The organism is Psychrobacter sp. MF31 (assembly GCF_012847335.1).
Taxonomy (GTDB): Bacteria; Pseudomonadota; Gammaproteobacteria; order Pseudomonadales; family Moraxellaceae; genus Psychrobacter.
The window spans coordinates 127199-143441 of the sequence record NZ_JABBDX010000005.1; the positions used below are offsets into that span (position 1 = coordinate 127199).

Annotated in this window: 14 protein-coding genes and 3 tRNA genes; 9 read left to right on the forward strand and 8 right to left on the reverse strand. The window is 44.7% G+C overall.

The window, feature by feature from the left end; all coding sequences use genetic code 11:
* Positions 1 to 50: 50 nt before the first annotated feature.
* Entirely contained in the window at positions 51 to 476 is a 426-nt protein-coding gene (locus HF322_RS08180) for a GFA family protein (RefSeq protein WP_169392919.1), read from the forward strand.
* A gap of 270 nt (positions 477 to 746) precedes the next feature.
* Positions 747 to 1253 (forward strand): DNA starvation/stationary phase protection protein Dps, encoded by a 507-nt coding sequence (gene dps, locus HF322_RS08185; RefSeq protein WP_169392920.1) that lies wholly within the window; start codon positions 747 to 749, stop codon positions 1251 to 1253.
* Positions 1254 to 1337: 84 nt separating this feature from the next.
* On the opposite strand, the gene HF322_RS08190 is transcribed toward dps, so the two are convergent.
* Both HF322_RS08190 and HF322_RS08195 read right to left on the reverse strand, forming a co-directional pair.
* Positions 1338 to 2372 carry a cation diffusion facilitator family transporter gene (locus tag HF322_RS08190; RefSeq protein ID WP_169392921.1) on the reverse strand — a complete coding sequence of 345 codons (1035 nt, stop codon included), beginning with the start codon at positions 2370 to 2372 and terminating at the stop codon, positions 1338 to 1340.
* Between the two features lie 145 nt (positions 2373 to 2517).
* Positions 2518 to 3066 carry an acyl-CoA thioesterase gene (locus tag HF322_RS08195; protein WP_169392922.1) on the reverse strand — a complete coding sequence of 183 codons (549 nt, stop codon included), beginning with the start codon at positions 3064 to 3066 and terminating at the stop codon, positions 2518 to 2520.
* 356 nt (positions 3067 to 3422) lie between these two features.
* On the opposite strand from HF322_RS08195, the gene HF322_RS08200 reads away from it, so the two are divergent.
* The 4 genes from HF322_RS08200 (at position 3423) to HF322_RS08215 (ending at position 5150) form a co-directional block, all read left to right on the forward strand.
* A tRNA-Asn gene (locus HF322_RS08200) sits at positions 3423 to 3498 on the forward strand.
* Between the two features lie 220 nt (positions 3499 to 3718).
* Positions 3719 to 3794 (forward strand) — tRNA-Asn (locus HF322_RS08205).
* A gap of 111 nt (positions 3795 to 3905) precedes the next feature.
* Positions 3906 to 4232 (forward strand): CopG family transcriptional regulator, encoded by a 327-nt coding sequence (locus HF322_RS08210; protein WP_169392923.1) that lies wholly within the window; start codon positions 3906 to 3908, stop codon positions 4230 to 4232.
* Positions 4233 to 4370: 138 nt separating this feature from the next.
* Positions 4371 to 5150, forward strand: coding sequence for a hypothetical protein (locus HF322_RS08215; RefSeq protein ID WP_223193240.1), 780 nt, complete (start codon positions 4371 to 4373; stop codon positions 5148 to 5150).
* Between the two features lie 85 nt (positions 5151 to 5235).
* Here the strand turns inward: HF322_RS08215 and HF322_RS08220 are convergent.
* The 3 genes from HF322_RS08220 to HF322_RS08230 form a co-directional block, all read right to left on the reverse strand.
* Positions 5236 to 5326, reverse strand: a tRNA-Ser gene (locus HF322_RS08220).
* A 62-nt stretch (positions 5327 to 5388) separates the two neighbouring features.
* Positions 5389 to 6612, reverse strand: a complete 1224-nt coding sequence (locus tag HF322_RS08225; RefSeq protein ID WP_169392924.1) for a type I glyceraldehyde-3-phosphate dehydrogenase — start codon at positions 6610 to 6612, stop codon at positions 5389 to 5391.
* 135 nt (positions 6613 to 6747) lie between these two features.
* Positions 6748 to 8682, reverse strand: coding sequence for an AAA family ATPase (locus tag HF322_RS08230; RefSeq protein ID WP_169392925.1), 1935 nt, complete (start codon positions 8680 to 8682; stop codon positions 6748 to 6750).
* A gap of 278 nt (positions 8683 to 8960) precedes the next feature.
* Between HF322_RS08230 and HF322_RS08235 the strand changes: the two genes are divergently transcribed.
* A complete protein-coding gene (locus HF322_RS08235) occupies positions 8961 to 10487 on the forward strand; it encodes an aldehyde dehydrogenase family protein (protein ID WP_169392926.1) in 1527 nt (508 codons plus the stop codon).
* 47 nt (positions 10488 to 10534) lie between these two features.
* Positions 10535 to 10867, forward strand: a complete 333-nt coding sequence (locus HF322_RS08240) for a DUF779 domain-containing protein (protein WP_169392927.1) — start codon at positions 10535 to 10537, stop codon at positions 10865 to 10867.
* Positions 10868 to 10872: 5 nt separating this feature from the next.
* Here HF322_RS08240 and HF322_RS08245 read toward each other — a convergent pair whose 3' ends face one another.
* Positions 10873 to 11655, reverse strand: coding sequence for a nuclease-related domain-containing protein (locus tag HF322_RS08245; RefSeq protein WP_169392928.1), 783 nt, complete (start codon positions 11653 to 11655; stop codon positions 10873 to 10875).
* Positions 11656 to 11810: 155 nt separating this feature from the next.
* On the opposite strand from HF322_RS08245, the gene HF322_RS08250 reads away from it, so the two are divergent.
* Positions 11811 to 12407 (forward strand): YceI family protein, encoded by a 597-nt coding sequence (locus HF322_RS08250; protein ID WP_169392929.1) that lies wholly within the window; start codon positions 11811 to 11813, stop codon positions 12405 to 12407.
* A 91-nt stretch (positions 12408 to 12498) separates the two neighbouring features.
* On the opposite strand, the gene tkt is transcribed toward HF322_RS08250, so the two are convergent.
* Positions 12499 to 14496 carry a transketolase gene (gene tkt, locus HF322_RS08255; protein ID WP_169392930.1) on the reverse strand — a complete coding sequence of 666 codons (1998 nt, stop codon included), beginning with the start codon at positions 14494 to 14496 and terminating at the stop codon, positions 12499 to 12501.
* Between the two features lie 215 nt (positions 14497 to 14711).
* A complete protein-coding gene (serS, locus tag HF322_RS08260; protein ID WP_169392931.1) occupies positions 14712 to 16001 on the reverse strand; it encodes a serine--tRNA ligase in 1290 nt (429 codons plus the stop codon).
* Positions 16002 to 16243 lie beyond the last annotated feature (242 nt).

A 16243-nucleotide genomic window follows, 5' to 3' on the forward strand; every position in this document is an offset into this window, starting at 1 on the left:
ACCGCCAACTATTCGCTATAGTTTAGCCTTTAAAACTTAAGGACTCACTTATGAAAGGTCATTGTCTTTGCGGTCATATTCAAGTTGAATTGGAAGATATTCATACATTTGAAGCTTGTCATTGCGGGATGTGTCGGCGTTGGGGCAGCGGTCCTTTGATGGCAGTTCATAGCCAAGCTAAGCCTGACATTCAAGGCTTAGATAATCTTACCGTTTATCCTTCATCAAGTTGGGCGGAGCGCGCCTTTTGTCAAACTTGTGGCACTCATATTTACTACCATCAGCTTGGCGCAAAAAGCTATGTGCTATCGTTAGGCTTATTTCAAAATCAGCCGGAGTTTGACTTTAAAAGTCAGATTTTTATTGATAAAAAGCCCCCTTATTATGATTTTGCCAATCAAACCGAGCTGCTTACTCAAGATCAGCTGTTTGAAAAGTTTGCTGAAAAAGGCATTTCAGTTGATAAATTCGATTAATAAATTTGGCTAATAAATAAAGTTGTAAGTCATTTTTATCTATGGAACACAAAGCTATTAAACAATAGCATTTACAAAGCTTTGCACAGTTAACAAAGCCATTACATGCCTACCTCACAAACCCTAACTCTTGCTCTAGACTGACAGTTTGATCGTGTTAAGATAGTTTTTGTGGTAACCAATTGGCAGATAAAATAAAGCATAGAAATAATGGCGCTTGATTTGCTCTGTTAATTTGAAAATAACAACAAATAAGAACTGGAGAAAATAATGAGAGAACGCTACGCAAGTGGAATTGATGACGACACCGCGAAAAAAATGTCTGATCTATTAAATGCCAACCTTGCCAACGTCATTGATTTGACTTTAGATGGTAAGCAGTGTCACTGGAACCTTCAAGGCACTGGATTTATTGGCGTTCACCAACTTCTTGATGATACCGCAGATCGTATTCGTGAAGTCTCTGATGCGCTTGCCGAACGTATCGTTATCCTAGGTGGTGAGCCCGATGGTCGTGCAAGCCGTGTGGTCAAAGACTCAATCCTTGAGCCTTACCCCATTGACATTGCAACGGTTGAAGAACACGTTCGAGCATTAACGGGTCGCTACAAAAAAGTCGCCGCAAAACTTCGTGAAGCGATTGATACAGCAAGTGAAGCGGGTGATGAAGATACCGCTGACTTATTCACGGAAGCCAGCCGCGTGATCGACAAAGACGCTTGGTTCATTGGCGCAAACGCTCCAAAAGAAAACACCTTTAATAACAAAAGCAAATAAGTAAAAAAGCTATTGTTAATTTAATAAAAAAGTCGCTTTTATTAGCGACTTTTTTATGGCGGTTTAATTTTAAAAATAAACCTCTTATTTTGGCAAGGTTAAAACTTCAGCGTTTGGCACCGACAGCGTTAAAATCGATTCTTGAAATAACGGATTGGCGCGAAACTGATTTTCAATCTCTTCAAATTTTTGCGCCAAATGCTGCTCTTGCTGATTTCCCGTGATATCAACAGCTGCCACCATAAAGATCTTTTGTGGTCCCACCCACTCTAAATGCAAGTAAGAGACGCTATCAATATCCGGCTGAGCCAGCAATTGCTTTAATACGTAGCAGTGCATCTCATCGGAAACTTTGTGCCCCACCAAAAAATCCCGATTGCGGCTGATCAAAAAGACCGCAACAATGGCTAATAACACGCCGACAATAATAGAGCCTAGCGCATCCCAAACAGGATTGCCCGTATATGCATGAAGTCCCATAGCAATGGCTGCAATCAGCAAGCCAACGACCGCCGCCAAATCTTCAAAAAATACGCCGCGAAGGGTTGGGTTTGAAGTTTCGACCACATAGCCAATCGCACTAACATTTAGCTTATCGCCGTGCTGCTTACTTTGCCGATACGCTTGCACGAGCGAGAAGCCTTCTAATACAAAGGCAATGGCTAAAATCACAAACCCAATAGTGTAGTTGGTTTCGGTTTCCGCTGCGCTCCACTCTTTGATCCCCGTATAGATCGACACCACCGCCCCCGCCATAAACACACCAAACGCAGCAATCATCGACCAAACATAAGATTCTTTACCATAGCCTAACGGGTGACTTTTATCAGCAGGTTTGATCGCTTTTTTTTCCGCAATAATCAGCAATGTGCCATTGCCCGTATCTGCCCAAGAGTGCGCCGCTTCTGCAATTAACGAGGCAGATCCTGTCATAAACGCTGCAAACGTTTTAGCAATGGCGATCAATAAATTGGCACCGACCGCAATTAACACCGTGATCAGCGAGCTTTGCGGCTTATGATGGCTTACACTTTCGCCTCGGGCGCGCGGGACTGCCTGATCTTGTGTTTCAGGTTGCTGATTGACTGGTTGAGTGCTAACTGGGGGCTTTGAGCTCATAAAAATCTCAGATTAAAAAAGTTACGCTTAGCCTAAATCATCTCGCGTCATAGTACAGTAGCGCTTTGGTGGCGCAAGCGTTAATTAATTTCGTTTTTAACCTTGTTAAAATGAGTGCCCAAGCCTAAATTTTATCAAGTGATCTTTACTCTTCTTCAGCGTTGGTGCCAAGCTCGCCCACCATCGCAGAAAAATCACAGCTTGGGCGACGAGCGCGCTCCATATAAAACTTGCGGCGATCAAGAGCGGCATCAAATCGGCATTGCTGAAGCGGCGTTTTGATATTAAGCGGTGGAATTGCAGTGGGTTTGCGATTTTCATCGACCGCCACCATAGTAAAATAGCAGCTGTTGGTATGGCGAATGGTTCGCGCCCGAACGTCTTCGGCTTCAACACGAATGCCCACCTCCATCGAGGTGCGACCAACATAGTTAACACTTGCCGCAAAAGTGACCAGCTCACCGACGTAAATTGGCTCACGAAACATCACTTGATCAACGGATAAAGTCACCACGTAGCTGCCGCTATAGCGACTGGCGCAAGCATAAGCAACTTTATCAAGCAGTTTTAACAAATCACCGCCGTGAACGTTACCAATAAAGTTTGCCATATCTGGCGTCATCAACACCGACATATAAAGCTCATGATTGAGCGGCGCTTTTTTTGTGGTGCTAGAGTTGCTGTGTTGAGCCATACCTATCCTTAAGTTTTGAGCTGTCCCAAGAGTTTTGAATCAGTGTAACGCAGATTAGCAAAGTTTTGGGAGCACTATTTCTGTAATCTTGCATTTTTATGCTAAATCGACCAGTTTTATTATGACTTACGGTTATGATTAACTTATCATTGGCTGTCTTAGTCATCTAAAAGCGCTTTTAAGCATTTATTTAAAAGTACCTTTAAGCAAGTTATTAAAAAATCGCTAAAATTAATTTACTTTTGATATCAACGCCTTATTTTAATCCCTGATAGTTTTTTAAAAATATTTGGCAAAAGTGCTTGACCAATTTTTTATCTTTGCTAGAATACGCCCCACTTAGCAACAACTTCTAATCCCCAATAGCTCAGTTGGTAGAGCGTCGGACTGTTAATCCGTGTGTCCCTGGTTCGAGCCCAGGTTGGGGAGCCAAATTCTAGCAAGACCTTGAATGCTTTTGATTCAGTTATGGCAAATGCCAATACCCTCATCCACTTGATGAGGGTTTTTTTCTGCTTAAAATAAACATTCTCAACGATTCAAAGCTTATTTTTGATAAATATTTTATCCAAATGCTTGACAGTTACTAAACGCTTAGCTAGAATGTGTCCCACATAACGAGATGCCAAAAGCGTATCTGTTATGATGTTAATCCCCAATAGCTCAGTTGGTAGAGCGTCGGACTGTTAATCCGTGTGTCCCTGGTTCGAGCCCAGGTTGGGGAGCCAAATTCAAAAAGCCTTCATCATAATCTGATGGAGGCTTTTTTATGCGCTCTATTTTTGTTCGCGCTCAATAGCTGCTATCATCTGTCATTATACAATCAATAAAGGTGAATTATGATTCCTGTTCGCATCAAAAATAAGTTTTCGGATCATCCGCAAAAGGTCATGCGCCCGATCAGTATTCGCTTATCGGAGGAGATGATTGAGCTGCTATCGGCAACTGCCGCTGATCTTGGTTTTAAACGCATTCAAGGCTTGATTCGCTTATATATCCGCCAAGGTCTTGATCGCGATCATCAAGATTATACGTTAGCTCATGATGAGGTATTTATTGAAAAACTGCGCAAACATGGGGTCAGTCAGCGCATTATTGATGAGGCAATCAAAGATACTCATAACAATAATATCTCGCAGCCGTTATCTGAACTGCAAGATAAATAAAGCTTATAACTTAAACCTAAAAATGAGTTAACCTTGCAAAAGTTAACACAACCCAGCGCGAATTGCCCCCAAAGCGCTTGGAAAAACGCGCTATATTAAACGTTATAAAGATAGGTTCAAAGCATTAGGGGGCGAAGGATGTCAGGAGTTACCAATGATGTTCAGTATCAAATTAACGTAACGGGTCAAGCGAAAGTGGCGGCAGCGCTGATCATAGCCGTTTTAAGCGCAAGTATGATGCTAAGCGGCTGCTCGACCCCGCAAGATGATCCTATGCAGCAAACGATTCCAACGGATGCAGAGCACTGGCAAAAAAATCTTGAGACCGCACTTAAAAAACTGCCCGATGATGATCGCAAATTGCTAAGCCGCTATATGATCCGTATGAAGCTAAGCCAAGCTTATGAGTCCGGAGCCATTCCGCGAATAACGATTGCGCAAGCGCTCGTTCAGCAGCGCGAATATGAACGGCTACACCCTGACAATCCTACCGGTAAACAAAGCCCTGTTGCTGCTACCAATAACGCAGCTATTAATAGCAATTTTCCAATTGTTTTGCTTCCGGTAAAATCAAGCGTAAATGACAGCTTAAATCAAGTGAAATTGCAATTTGTGATCAGCAATCATGGCATCACGCCTATCAAAAGCTTTAAGGGCACGCTACTACTTTTGAATAATAAAGCAAATAGCAGCAAAAAAAATACGCTCGATGCCAAACCGATTGTTATTCCAAGAACGCAGTTTATCCCGCCAATCATGCCTGATCAATCTGGAATTATAGCTATCGATACCAGCATTGAGGACATCAATGTGATGCGGGCAATTCAAAATCCGCAAAACGTGAGCGTTCACGTAGAGAGCGGAACTGTTATCTTGACAGATGGTCGCGGAATTGAGATTGGTCAACAAGCTAAATAATAATGCTGACGACTAAACGTTTAAAACTGACTTTTAACACCCATAAAAAAAGCCCCAATCACTAACGATTAGGGCTTTTTCAATTTGGCGGAGACGGTGAGATTCGAACTCACGAAGGGCTATGAACCCTTGCCGGTTTTCAAGACCGGTGCATTCAACCGCTCTGCCACGTCTCCATAGGTGCATCATTATAGCGATATTTTTGCAGATGGCAAGGGCTTTTTTTCAAAAAATTAAATTATTTTTCATCTGCCGCATTTTTACTTTTTAAAAGGCTTTGATCAATGACGCGGCTTGATGCCAAATGCAGGCACATATCCAGCAAACGGTTAGCGTAGCCCCATTCGTTATCGTACCACGCAAAGACTTTAAACTGATTGCCAACTTGCATGAGTTGTTCGCCATCAATGATGAGTGACTCTGGCTGATGAATAAAATCGCTCGACACTAGCGGCTCATCGGTAAAGTCCATAATGGTGGCAAGATGCGACTGACAAGCAGCAATGAGCACTTGACGGATAGCGTCAATACTCACGTTGTCTTTTTCAAAAATAAAGGTGACGTCAATGGCGGCAACGTCGATGGTTGGAACGCGAATCGAATGACCGTTGATTTTCCCTGCCATGTTGGGCAAGACGCGCTCGGTGGCGGCAATGCTGCTTGAGGTGGTCGGGATGATGTTGTAACCCGAAGCTCGGGCGCGGCGTGGATCACGGTGGGCTTGGTCAAGGACGGTTTGGTCGGCAGTGACCGCGTGGATTTCGGTCATCATCGCCGACGCCACGCCAAAAGCATTATCTAGTGTATTAATCAGCGGAACTAAGGCTTGGGTAGTACAAGAGACACTTGAGATAATCGGCAACTCAGTGGTCAGCTCATCGCTATTTACGCCCATAACAATTGATGCGTCCACCTTATCAAAAGGCGCCGCGCCAATAATCACTTGCCGAGCGCCCGCTTTGATATGCAAATTGGCTTGCTCATACGAGCGAAAATGACCGGTACATTCAAGCACCACATCGATGCCTAAGTCTTGCCAAGGGAGCTTTTTTGGGTCGGACTCGGACAGCATTTGAATGCAATAAGTATAGTTATTTTTGGTGAGGCAAAGTTGATAATCCTCGGCAGCGTCATTTTTAATAATTCGATGACCTTTTTTGACTTCAGTGGCGACCAATTGCGCGCTGATACCAAGGCGACTTAGGCGACCATAAGTGCTGTCAAATTTTAACAAATGTAGCAAAATATCGGCAGGCGCTAAATCGTTAATCGCCACCACATGAACGGCGCGACCAAGCACTTCAAAGCGCTCAAGTAAGGCGCGAAGCACGTTGCGACCGATGCGACCAAAGCCATTAATGGCAATTCGTAGCGGCTGCTGACTGTCGCTTGTGGCATAAAAGGCTTTGGCAGCGGCAAAATCTGAGGTCAATTGATAATTGGCTTTGGAAAAATCAGGCATAACAAGGTCACTATGATGACAAGCCCAATTATTTAGCAAAACAGCTTTGTCAAAATAATTAAGCTTGAGGTGAATGGAAAAATAAGAGAATTGGGTGAAGATGAGCAATAAGCAGCAACATTGGTCTACTTAGCATCAAGCAACAATAAATATCAGCGCCAAACGAATGGTGTTGTAAGATAAAGCCGAATCGAGCGCCTCATAAATGGGCTTGATTTTGACATTGCCGTCATCGTCAACATCATTGGGATTGTTTGCCGCTTTGATCGCTTGATATGCTGACTCGACCGCTTTCATGACGCCTGATTCTGGCATCAGATGCGCCAAATCAAGCGTTGGCTGCTGCCTGTGAATGTCTCTAATATGGCGCATAATGGTCGATTGTGCAAGCCCTCGCACCTCGGCAATCGCCTGAATGCTCATTTTATCGAGCAAATGCTGGCGGGTAATATCAAGGGTGCTTACCGATTTATCATTTAACTGATTTTTTTGGGATTGCTTTTTTTGTTGCAGCTTTTGCTGATCTCGGCGCTTTTTTTGCATTTTTTCATAAGCGGCGATGGCAGCTTTGTTGGTGACGCCGCCTGATTTGATGATAAAGTTCTTTTGCGCTTGCAATAAGTCTTTGGCGTCAACTTTAGCAAATTTTGTTTCGGCGTCTTCTGACAATGCCAAAAAGCGCTTATCCGCCCCGCGCGCTAGTGGGTCAAGCTGAAGACTCATGTCGTTAAGCCCAAGTAGCCGCAATCCTGACAGCGATTTGAGCCGCGATAGTGCCACATAGCCTTGCCCCAATTCAAACGTCCGCGATAAATCAATCTCAGCCGCCTCCAAAGTCATCCCTTGCGATTTGTGAACGGTAATCGCCCAAGCCAAGCACAGCGGCACTTGAACATAACTTGCCAGCACCTCGCCATGCTCATCTTCAATGACCCATTCTTCAGGTTCAGCGATCACTTCGCGACCGCAATTTAAACGGACGACGGGCATTTTTTGCGTCGATTGAGTTTTAGCTTCTGCTTTTTCAGTTTTATCTTTTAAAACCGATTTTTCATCTTCTTTAGTTGGTTTATCGTCGTCTTCATCATTAAAAACTTTATCATTTTCTGATTTATTTGAGGCGGCATTGCTGCTTTCTGACGTTTGCGCCTTGATGGCTGAAAATCCAACCAGCTCGCCCATCGTGCCGTTTGATACGCCCGTCTCGTTATTATTTTTAATAAACATCACTTTGGCGCCGACTTTTAAGGTCAGCTCATCTTGGGTTCGGACGGTCTTTTTTAAGGTATCAATCAGCTTTTTATCGCCAAATAAAGACGCTTGAAATTCCAAACTGTCCCCTGACAACGCAGCAAGCTCCTTATCATTAATTTTATTGACGTTTAAATTATGAGTATAAAGCCGCGTCCGATTGGCATCAATGTCATGCTGATAAGTGGCTTCAAGCGCTTGGATGGCGTCTAGCGTGACTTGCTGGCGGCGGATTTGGTTTAAAATATCATCAAGGCTCAGCCCGTTCGCGTCCTCAGTCACTTGCCGATGCTGCTCGCTTAGATAGCAAATGTTAAATCCGGCATCAAGCCAAGCCTCACTCATAAAGGCAAACTTATCACGGTTGGTCTCTTCACGGTTGCCAATCGGTGGCAGCTGAAAAAAGTCACCAGCAACGACGATTTGAATCCCGCCAAACGGTTCGGAGGTTTTGCGAATATGTTTTAACACGGTATTGACAGCATTTAACTGCTTGGCATGAAGCATCGAGATTTCATCGATAATTAGCACGGCGGTGTCTTTAATGCGGTCGGTCAAAAATGGGTTTTTGGACAGCTGCGCCAAATCACGATCGCTGATTTCATCGCGAATGCCAATCCCCGACCAGCTATGAATGGTCGTGCCGCTCATGTGCGTGGCGGCAATGCCCGTGCTTGCCGTCACCGCAACCGATACCTTTCGCGCCCGCAAATAGTGGATATATTGGTTCAGCGTATAGGTTTTTCCTGCGCCTGCCGAGCCGGTCAAAAACACGTTTTGACCCGATTTTAAAATATCTAAAGCACAAGATTGGCGCATGACGACCCACAATATAATAAAAATCCTAATTATATCAGCTCAAAAGCTTTTGCGAAGCTTTTACCCCATTTAAAGCCAAATTGAAGCTATAAAATTGACCAAAATTTTTGTTAATTATAAATAACTTAAAGTTATCAATAGTCAATAAATACCATCGTAAAAAGACCTATAAATCACGACAAAAGCTCAGTAGGATAAAATGAAATCAGGAAGATTTATCAAGGACAGTTTCAAATGTAATTCCAACGATTAAAAACAATCTCAGCAAGGAGCGCGATATGTTGTACCCCTATCCCAATACCGATGGCAGCCAAGTTCAGTTCCGCAAAAAATACGATAACTTTATCAATGGCGAGTGGCTACCGCCGGTCGATGGCGAATATTTTGACAACCCAAGCCCGATTGATGGCAAGGTTATCTGCCAAGTAGCGCGCTCAAAAGCGGCTGACATTGAAAAAGCGCTCGACGCTGCCCACGCTGCAAAAGATGCCTGGGGTAAAACCAGTGTTGCCGACCGCGCTAACATTTTACTTAAGCTTGCTGACAGTATCGAAGCCAACTTAGAAAACATTGCGGTAGCTGAATGCTATGAAAATGGCAAACCCGTTCGCGAGGCTTTAGCCGCCGACATTCCGCTTGCTGTTGACCATTTGCGCTATTTTGCAGGCGCTATCCGCGCTCAAGAAGGCGGTATCAGTCAAATTGATGATGACACGGTCGCTTATCATTTCCATGAGCCGCTTGGCGTTGTTGGGCAAATTATCCCGTGGAACTTTCCCATCTTGATGGCGATGTGGAAGATTGCGCCGGCTTTAGCCGCGGGAAACTGTATCGTTTTAAAACCTGCTGAGCAAACGCCCGCCTCGATTTTATATTTGCTTGATGTCATTAATGCTGCCAATATTTTGCCCAAAGGCGTGTTAAACGTGGTTAATGGCTTTGGCGTTGAAGCCGGAAAGCCGCTTGCCTCCAACCCACGGATTAACAAAGTTGCTTTCACAGGGGAAACCACCACCGGTCGCCTAATCATGCAGTATGCCAGCGAAAATATCATTCCGGTGACTTTAGAGCTTGGTGGTAAAAGCCCCAATATCTTTTTTGCCGATGTGATGGCAGCGGACGATGAGTATTTGGACAAAGCCATTGAAGGCTTGGTGCTGTTTGCCTTTAACCAAGGCGAAGTTTGCACGTGTCCATCGCGGGCGCTCATTCACGAAGACATTTATGATGATTTTATAGCGCGCTGCCTTGATCGGGTTCGCGCGATCAAACTTGGCAATCCGCTGGATACTGAAATCATGGTCGGCGCGCAAGCCAGCTCAGACCAGTTAGAAAAAATTCTCTCTTATCTCGACATTGGTAAAAAAGAGGGCGCAAAAGTGCTGATCGGCGGTGAGCAAGACCGCCGCGAGGGCGAGATGGCAGACGGTTTTTATGTTCAGCCTACCATCTTTGAAGGTAAAAATGACATGCGCGTGTTCCAAGAAGAGATTTTTGGTCCCGTTCTTGCAGTCACCACCTTTAAAGATGATGACGATGCGATGAAAATCGCCAACGATACGCTTTATGGTTTGGGCGCAGGCGTTTGGACACGCGACATTAATCGCGCTTATCGCTTTGGTCGCGGTATTCAAGCCGGTCGCGTTTGGACGAACTGCTACCATCAATATCCGGCTCATGCGGCATTTGGTGGCTATAAACAATCGGGAATCGGTCGTGAAAACCATAAAATGATGCTGGATCACTATCAGCAAACTAAAAATATGCTGGTATCCTATAGCACCAAAGCGCTTGGGTTTTTTTGATCAAGGACGCAGTTTGACTGAGCTGTAACAACAATAAGGATATCGCCATGAAACTTACCGCAACTCCCGAGGCGCAAGCTTTAATTGCAACCCTCAAACAAAAGCATGGCGACTTAATGTTTCATCAATCCGGCGGCTGCTGTGATGGCAGTTCGCCGATGTGCTACGTGCTTGGCGAATTTAAAACCGGCGCTCAAGATGTACTTATAGGCACAATTGCCGACTGCCCGTTTTATATGGGGCGGTCGCAATTTGAGCGTTGGCAATATACCGATTTGACGATCGATGCGATTGCGGGTCGCGGCGCAAGCTTCTCGCTAGATATTCCTGAGGGCAAACGCTTTATCGTGCGATCAAACGTTTGTGCGGTGGACAGTTAAGCCAATTAAGCCTCAATGTTGACAATACCTTTGCACTTTGGATAATTTTGGCAACCAAAAAACGCGCGACCTTTATTTGTGCCCGTTTTTGCAGTTCGCTTAACCATATCACCTTGGCACTTTGGACAATTTGGCGGAGTTGTATTATCGTTTTTTATCACAGTAACCAATTCTGATTTTCTATTTTTCTTATTTAAACGCTCCGATTTTAATTTTTTATCATCAAATTTATTTTGCAAATAGTCACGGTGCTGACGGTCGGTTTTTCGGGATTTTGACAGTCGCGTTTTTTCGATTTTATCAGCAATCGCGGTCATTTGCTCATGGCTTAACAGTACCTTTTCCTTACTTTTGATATAGGTCATCATGCCTTTATTAAGGACATTTTCTGGCAACTCAGCGCGCGTTTTAATCTCACAATGCCCCATAAATGCAATAACTGAGTGAAAATAGCGCAAATTAAGGTTTAACAATTCGGACAACGTTTTCATATGCAAATAATTTTGCCGCAATGGATTTTGAAATTGGTATTTTCGACCCATAATCATTTGCGTCCATTTGGCGTCGCGCTCTTGACCAAAAATCCAACCTTTATAATTTTTGGTTTCAATCACAAAAATACCAAAGCTTGAGACGATAATATGGTCAATTTGGGTGGTTCCGCCATCACTGAGCGGCAAGGTGACATTATTTAGGCGTAAATAGTGGCGGCGATTGAGCATCACCCAAGTCGCAACGCTGACGATAAGCTCCCCGATTCGACCTTTAAAACGCGATAGCAATGACATGATAACTCTCAACAAATCAATTAATGATAAAAACAGTGTGAAAAAAATAAGGAAAATTTATGGCGGCAGCGACCATTTTTTAAAAAATGCTATCATAAACAATAGTTTTTAAAATTTCAGCCCCAATTTTATCATTATTTTCTTGGATAGCTTTTATGACCGCTTTTCGCACCACCTTGGTTAACTTTTCTTTGACCGGCTGCTTGCTGATGTCAATTTCTGCCGCTAATGCCGCTTTGCCGCAAAAATGGGCGCTTGACGTGCCAAAAACCAACGTCAATTTTAAAGTGGCGTATTTAGGCTCAGGAACGGTCGAGGGCAAATTTCATAAGGTGAATGGCACGATTCATTATGACGTTAAGCAGCCAACCAGAACGATGATTAATTTTACCGTCGATGCCAACAGCGTGGATACCGGTCGCAAAATGCGCGATAACTTTTTGCGCCGAAAAGAGCTTCTCAACAGCGATAAGTACCCAACCATGACCTTTGTGTCAAAAAAAGTGAGCATGATTACTGATAAAGAAGCCAACGTGACGGGCGATTTTACGGTACTTGGGCAAACCAAACCGCTCACCATTAGAGTAAAACTATCGAATGTTGAAAATGACCCTGCTACTAAGCAGCCGATTTTAAAATTTCGCGCAACCGGTCTGATTAACCGCTTTGATTATGGGGTTACCGCCTTTCCAAAAGTCGTTGGTAATATGATTCCGCTGGATATCACCGGAAACTTGGTGGCGGCGAATTAAATTTTATAACATTATAATAAAAAAGAGTGGCTAGATGCTAACCACTCTTTTTTTTATGGCTTATTTTGTATAGCTTAGTTTTTGAGGAAAACTAAACCAAACTTCTCACCGCGTCAATCACGGCATCACTGGTAATGCCAAACTCTTTATAAAGCTCGCCTGCCGGTGCGGACTCGCCATAAGTGGTCATGCCAATCACTTTGCCATCAAGACCGACGAATTTGAACCAATAGTCAACGTGAGCGGCTTCAACGGCAACGCGAGCGCGAATGTTGCTTGGTAGCACGCTGTCGCGGTAGTTAGCATCTTGCTCCATAAAGATTTCGGCGCAAGGCATGGAAACGACGCGGACGCCAACACCATCAGCGCTAAGCGTTTCATAAGCTTCCATAGCAAGGCTCACTTCAGAACCAGTAGCAATAATAATCGCTTGCAGCTCGCTTTGTTCTTTAGCCAATACATAGCCACCTTTGGCAATATTAGCCACCTGCTCGCTGTCGCGGTTTTGATGTGGCAATCCTTGACGGCTAAAAATCAGCGCCGATGGATTGTTTGCAGATTTAATCGCTTCAACCCAAGCGCTTGCAGACTCAGCATCGTCACAAGGTCGCCACGTCCGTAGGTTTGGTGTGGTTCGCAGGCTCGTTAACTGCTCAACCGGCTGATGGGTAGGACCATCTTCACCAAGACCGATGGAATCATGGGTGTAAACGTGGATGACGCGCTGACGCATTAAAGCGCTCATGCGAACGGCGTTGCGAGCGTATTCCATAAACATGAGGAACGTTGCCACGTATGGGATAAAGCCGCCGTGAAGCGCAATACCATTGGCAATGGCGGTCATCCCAAATTCGCGGACGCCATAATAAATATAGTTGCCCGCGGCGTCTTCCTGCAAGCCCTTAGCGCCTTTAAACAGCGTTAAGTTTGACCCTGCCAAATCTGCTGATCCGCCAAGCAGTTCAGGAAGCATGGGCTGAAGCGCATTAATCGCATTTTGACTGGCTTTTCGGCTGGCAATGTTGCCGCCGCCATTTTGGCAAGAATCAATATACGCTTTGGCTTTGGCGTCAAAATCGCTTGGTAACTCGCCGTTTAATCGGCGCTCAAGCTCACTTGCCAATTCAGGATAGGCTTTTTTATAAGCCTCAAAGTCAGCTTGCCAGTTATTTTGAAGCGCCGTACCTTTAGCGCGACCGTCCCAAGCTTCGTAAATTTCCTCGTCCAAATCAAATGGCGCATGCGTCCATGATAGCGCATCACGGGTTAAGAGGATTTCATCATCGCCAAGTGGCGCGCCGTGGCTTGCAGCAAGACCTTGCTTGTTTGGGCTGCCAGCACCAATAGTGGTTTTACAAATGATTAAGCTTGGCTTATTGGTTTCGCTAATTGCCGCTTGCGTGGCTTCGGTGATTTCATCAGTGTCATGACCATCAACGCTGATTACCTGCCAGCCATAAGACTCAAAGCGCTGTTTGGTATCGTCAGTAAACCAACCTTCAACATCACCATCGATTGAAATGCCATTGTCATCGTAAAAGAAGATAAGCTTACCAAGCTGTAGCGTTCCAGCAAGCGAGCAAACTTCATGGCTGATGCCTTCCATCAAGCAGCCATCGCCCAAAAAGGCATAGGTATGATGGTCGATGATGTTATGACCATCTTTATTAAACTGCGCGGCAAGGGTTTTTTCAGCAATCGCAAAACCAACGGCGTTGGCAATGCCTTGACCCAAAGGTCCTGTGGTCGTTTCCACCCCTGGCGTATAACCAAGCTCAGGATGACCCGGCGTTTTTGAATGCAATTGGCGAAAGTTTTTTAAATCGTCAATGCTCACATCATAGCCTGATAAATGTAAAAGCGAATAAATCAGCATTGAGCCGTGACCATTTGACAACACAAAGCGGTCGCGGTTTGCCCAAGTCGGGTCGGCAGGGTTGTGCTTTAAAAATTTGCGCCAAAGTACCTCGGCAATATCAGCCATTCCCATCGGCGCTCCGGGATGACCTGAGTTGGCTTTTTGCACCGCATCAAAGGATAAAACACGGATGGCATTGGCAAGTTTACGTTCGCTAATGGGAGCTGGCATAACATGTCCTAATTGACTAAAGAACTAAAAAACGCTTGAAGCCCAATTAAGGCTTATTTCGCGGCAAATTTTAGCGCTTATCTTATCATAACTACAAAAAAATAACGGTAACGCGAACCATTTTTTAGCGCGCGTTACAGTCAAGGATGATTCTTTTTAACCAATATTTTTGCTAAAAATAAATCTTTGGGTAAAAATAAAAGGCTAAGAATAAGCTATTTGGCAGCAATTACCGTCGCGCCGCCCATAAAGGGTTGAAGCACCTCAGGAATATCAATGCTGCCATCGGCGTTTTGATAGTTTTCCATCACCGCAAGTAGCGTTCGACCCACCGCAAGCCCTGAGCCATTTAGCGTATGCACCAAATTGGTTTGCTTGCCGTCTTTAAAACGCGCTCCCATGCGTCTTGCTTGAAAATCGCCGCAGTTGGAGCAGCTTGAGATTTCGCGGTACGTGTCTTGGCTAGGAAGCCAAACTTCGATGTCATAGGTTTTTTGAGCGCTAAATCCCATATCGCCCGTGCAAAGTTTCACCACGCGATACGGCAAATTGAGCTGCTGCAAAATATCTTCAGCTTGAGCAGTCATCGCTTCAAGCGAGTCATCTGACTGATCGGGCGCAGCAATATTGACCATTTCCACTTTTTCAAATTGATGCTGACGGATCAAGCCGCGAGTGTCGCGACCGTGCGAGCCAGCTTCACTGCGAAAACATGGCGTATGCGCGGTAAACTTAAGCGGCAATGCTTTAATATCCAAGCGCTCACCGCGAACCAAATTGGTCATCGGCACTTCAGCGGTTGGAATTAAATAAAAATCTGTACTCTCGTTATTCGTATGATTAGTCAGTTTAAACAAATCATCTTCAAACTTTGGCAATTGCCCTGTGCCTTGTAAGCTTTCGCTGTTGACAATATATGGCACGTAAGTTTCGGTATAGCCATATTTTTGGGTGTGGGTGTTCAGCATAAACTGGATCAGCGCTCGGTGCAGCTGGGCAAGTTGACCTTGAAGCACGCTAAATCGGCTGCCGGTTAATTTTGCTGCCGCTTCAAAATCCAGCATCCCAAGCGCTTCGCCAAGCGTTGAATGATCTTGAACTTCAAAATCAAACGCGCGCGGTGCACCCCATTTGCGCATCTCAACGTTATCGTCTTCTGATTCCCCAACCGGAACGTCGTCAGCAGGCAAATTGGGGATTTGTAGCGCCGCATGATTGATGCGGTCTTGAAGCAATTTAAGCGCTTCTTCTGCTGCTTTAATTTCGCCGCTGATGCTTTGCATTTCCGACATCACGCTACTGGCATCTTCACCTGATTTTTTAAGTGCCCCCACTTGTTTGGCGCCACTATTTCGGCGGGCTTGCAAGTCCTCGGTTTTGATTTGCAGCGCTTTTCGATCCGACTCAATCGTTTGCCAAAACTCCAAGTCCAACTCAAAGCCGCGAGTAGCAAGCTTTTTCTTGAGCGCTGGCAAATCCGTCCGTAACAGTTTGGGGTCAATCATAATCTTTATGCCTTTATGCTGGTGATGCCAAAAATTAAATATTTAAGTTAAATAAAACGCTCAATCGCGCCAAATTATTAGCCGCTATCATAGCAAGCTTGGCAAGATTTGACTATATTTTGCCGCCATCAGCTCAAGATTTGTCAGCGATCGACGCCGTTATGCAGTTTCTTTTATAGCCACTTTTCGGTAAGATAAGCAAAAACATGAGTCAAACTCATTTCGCCCCAATGTCACCGTCA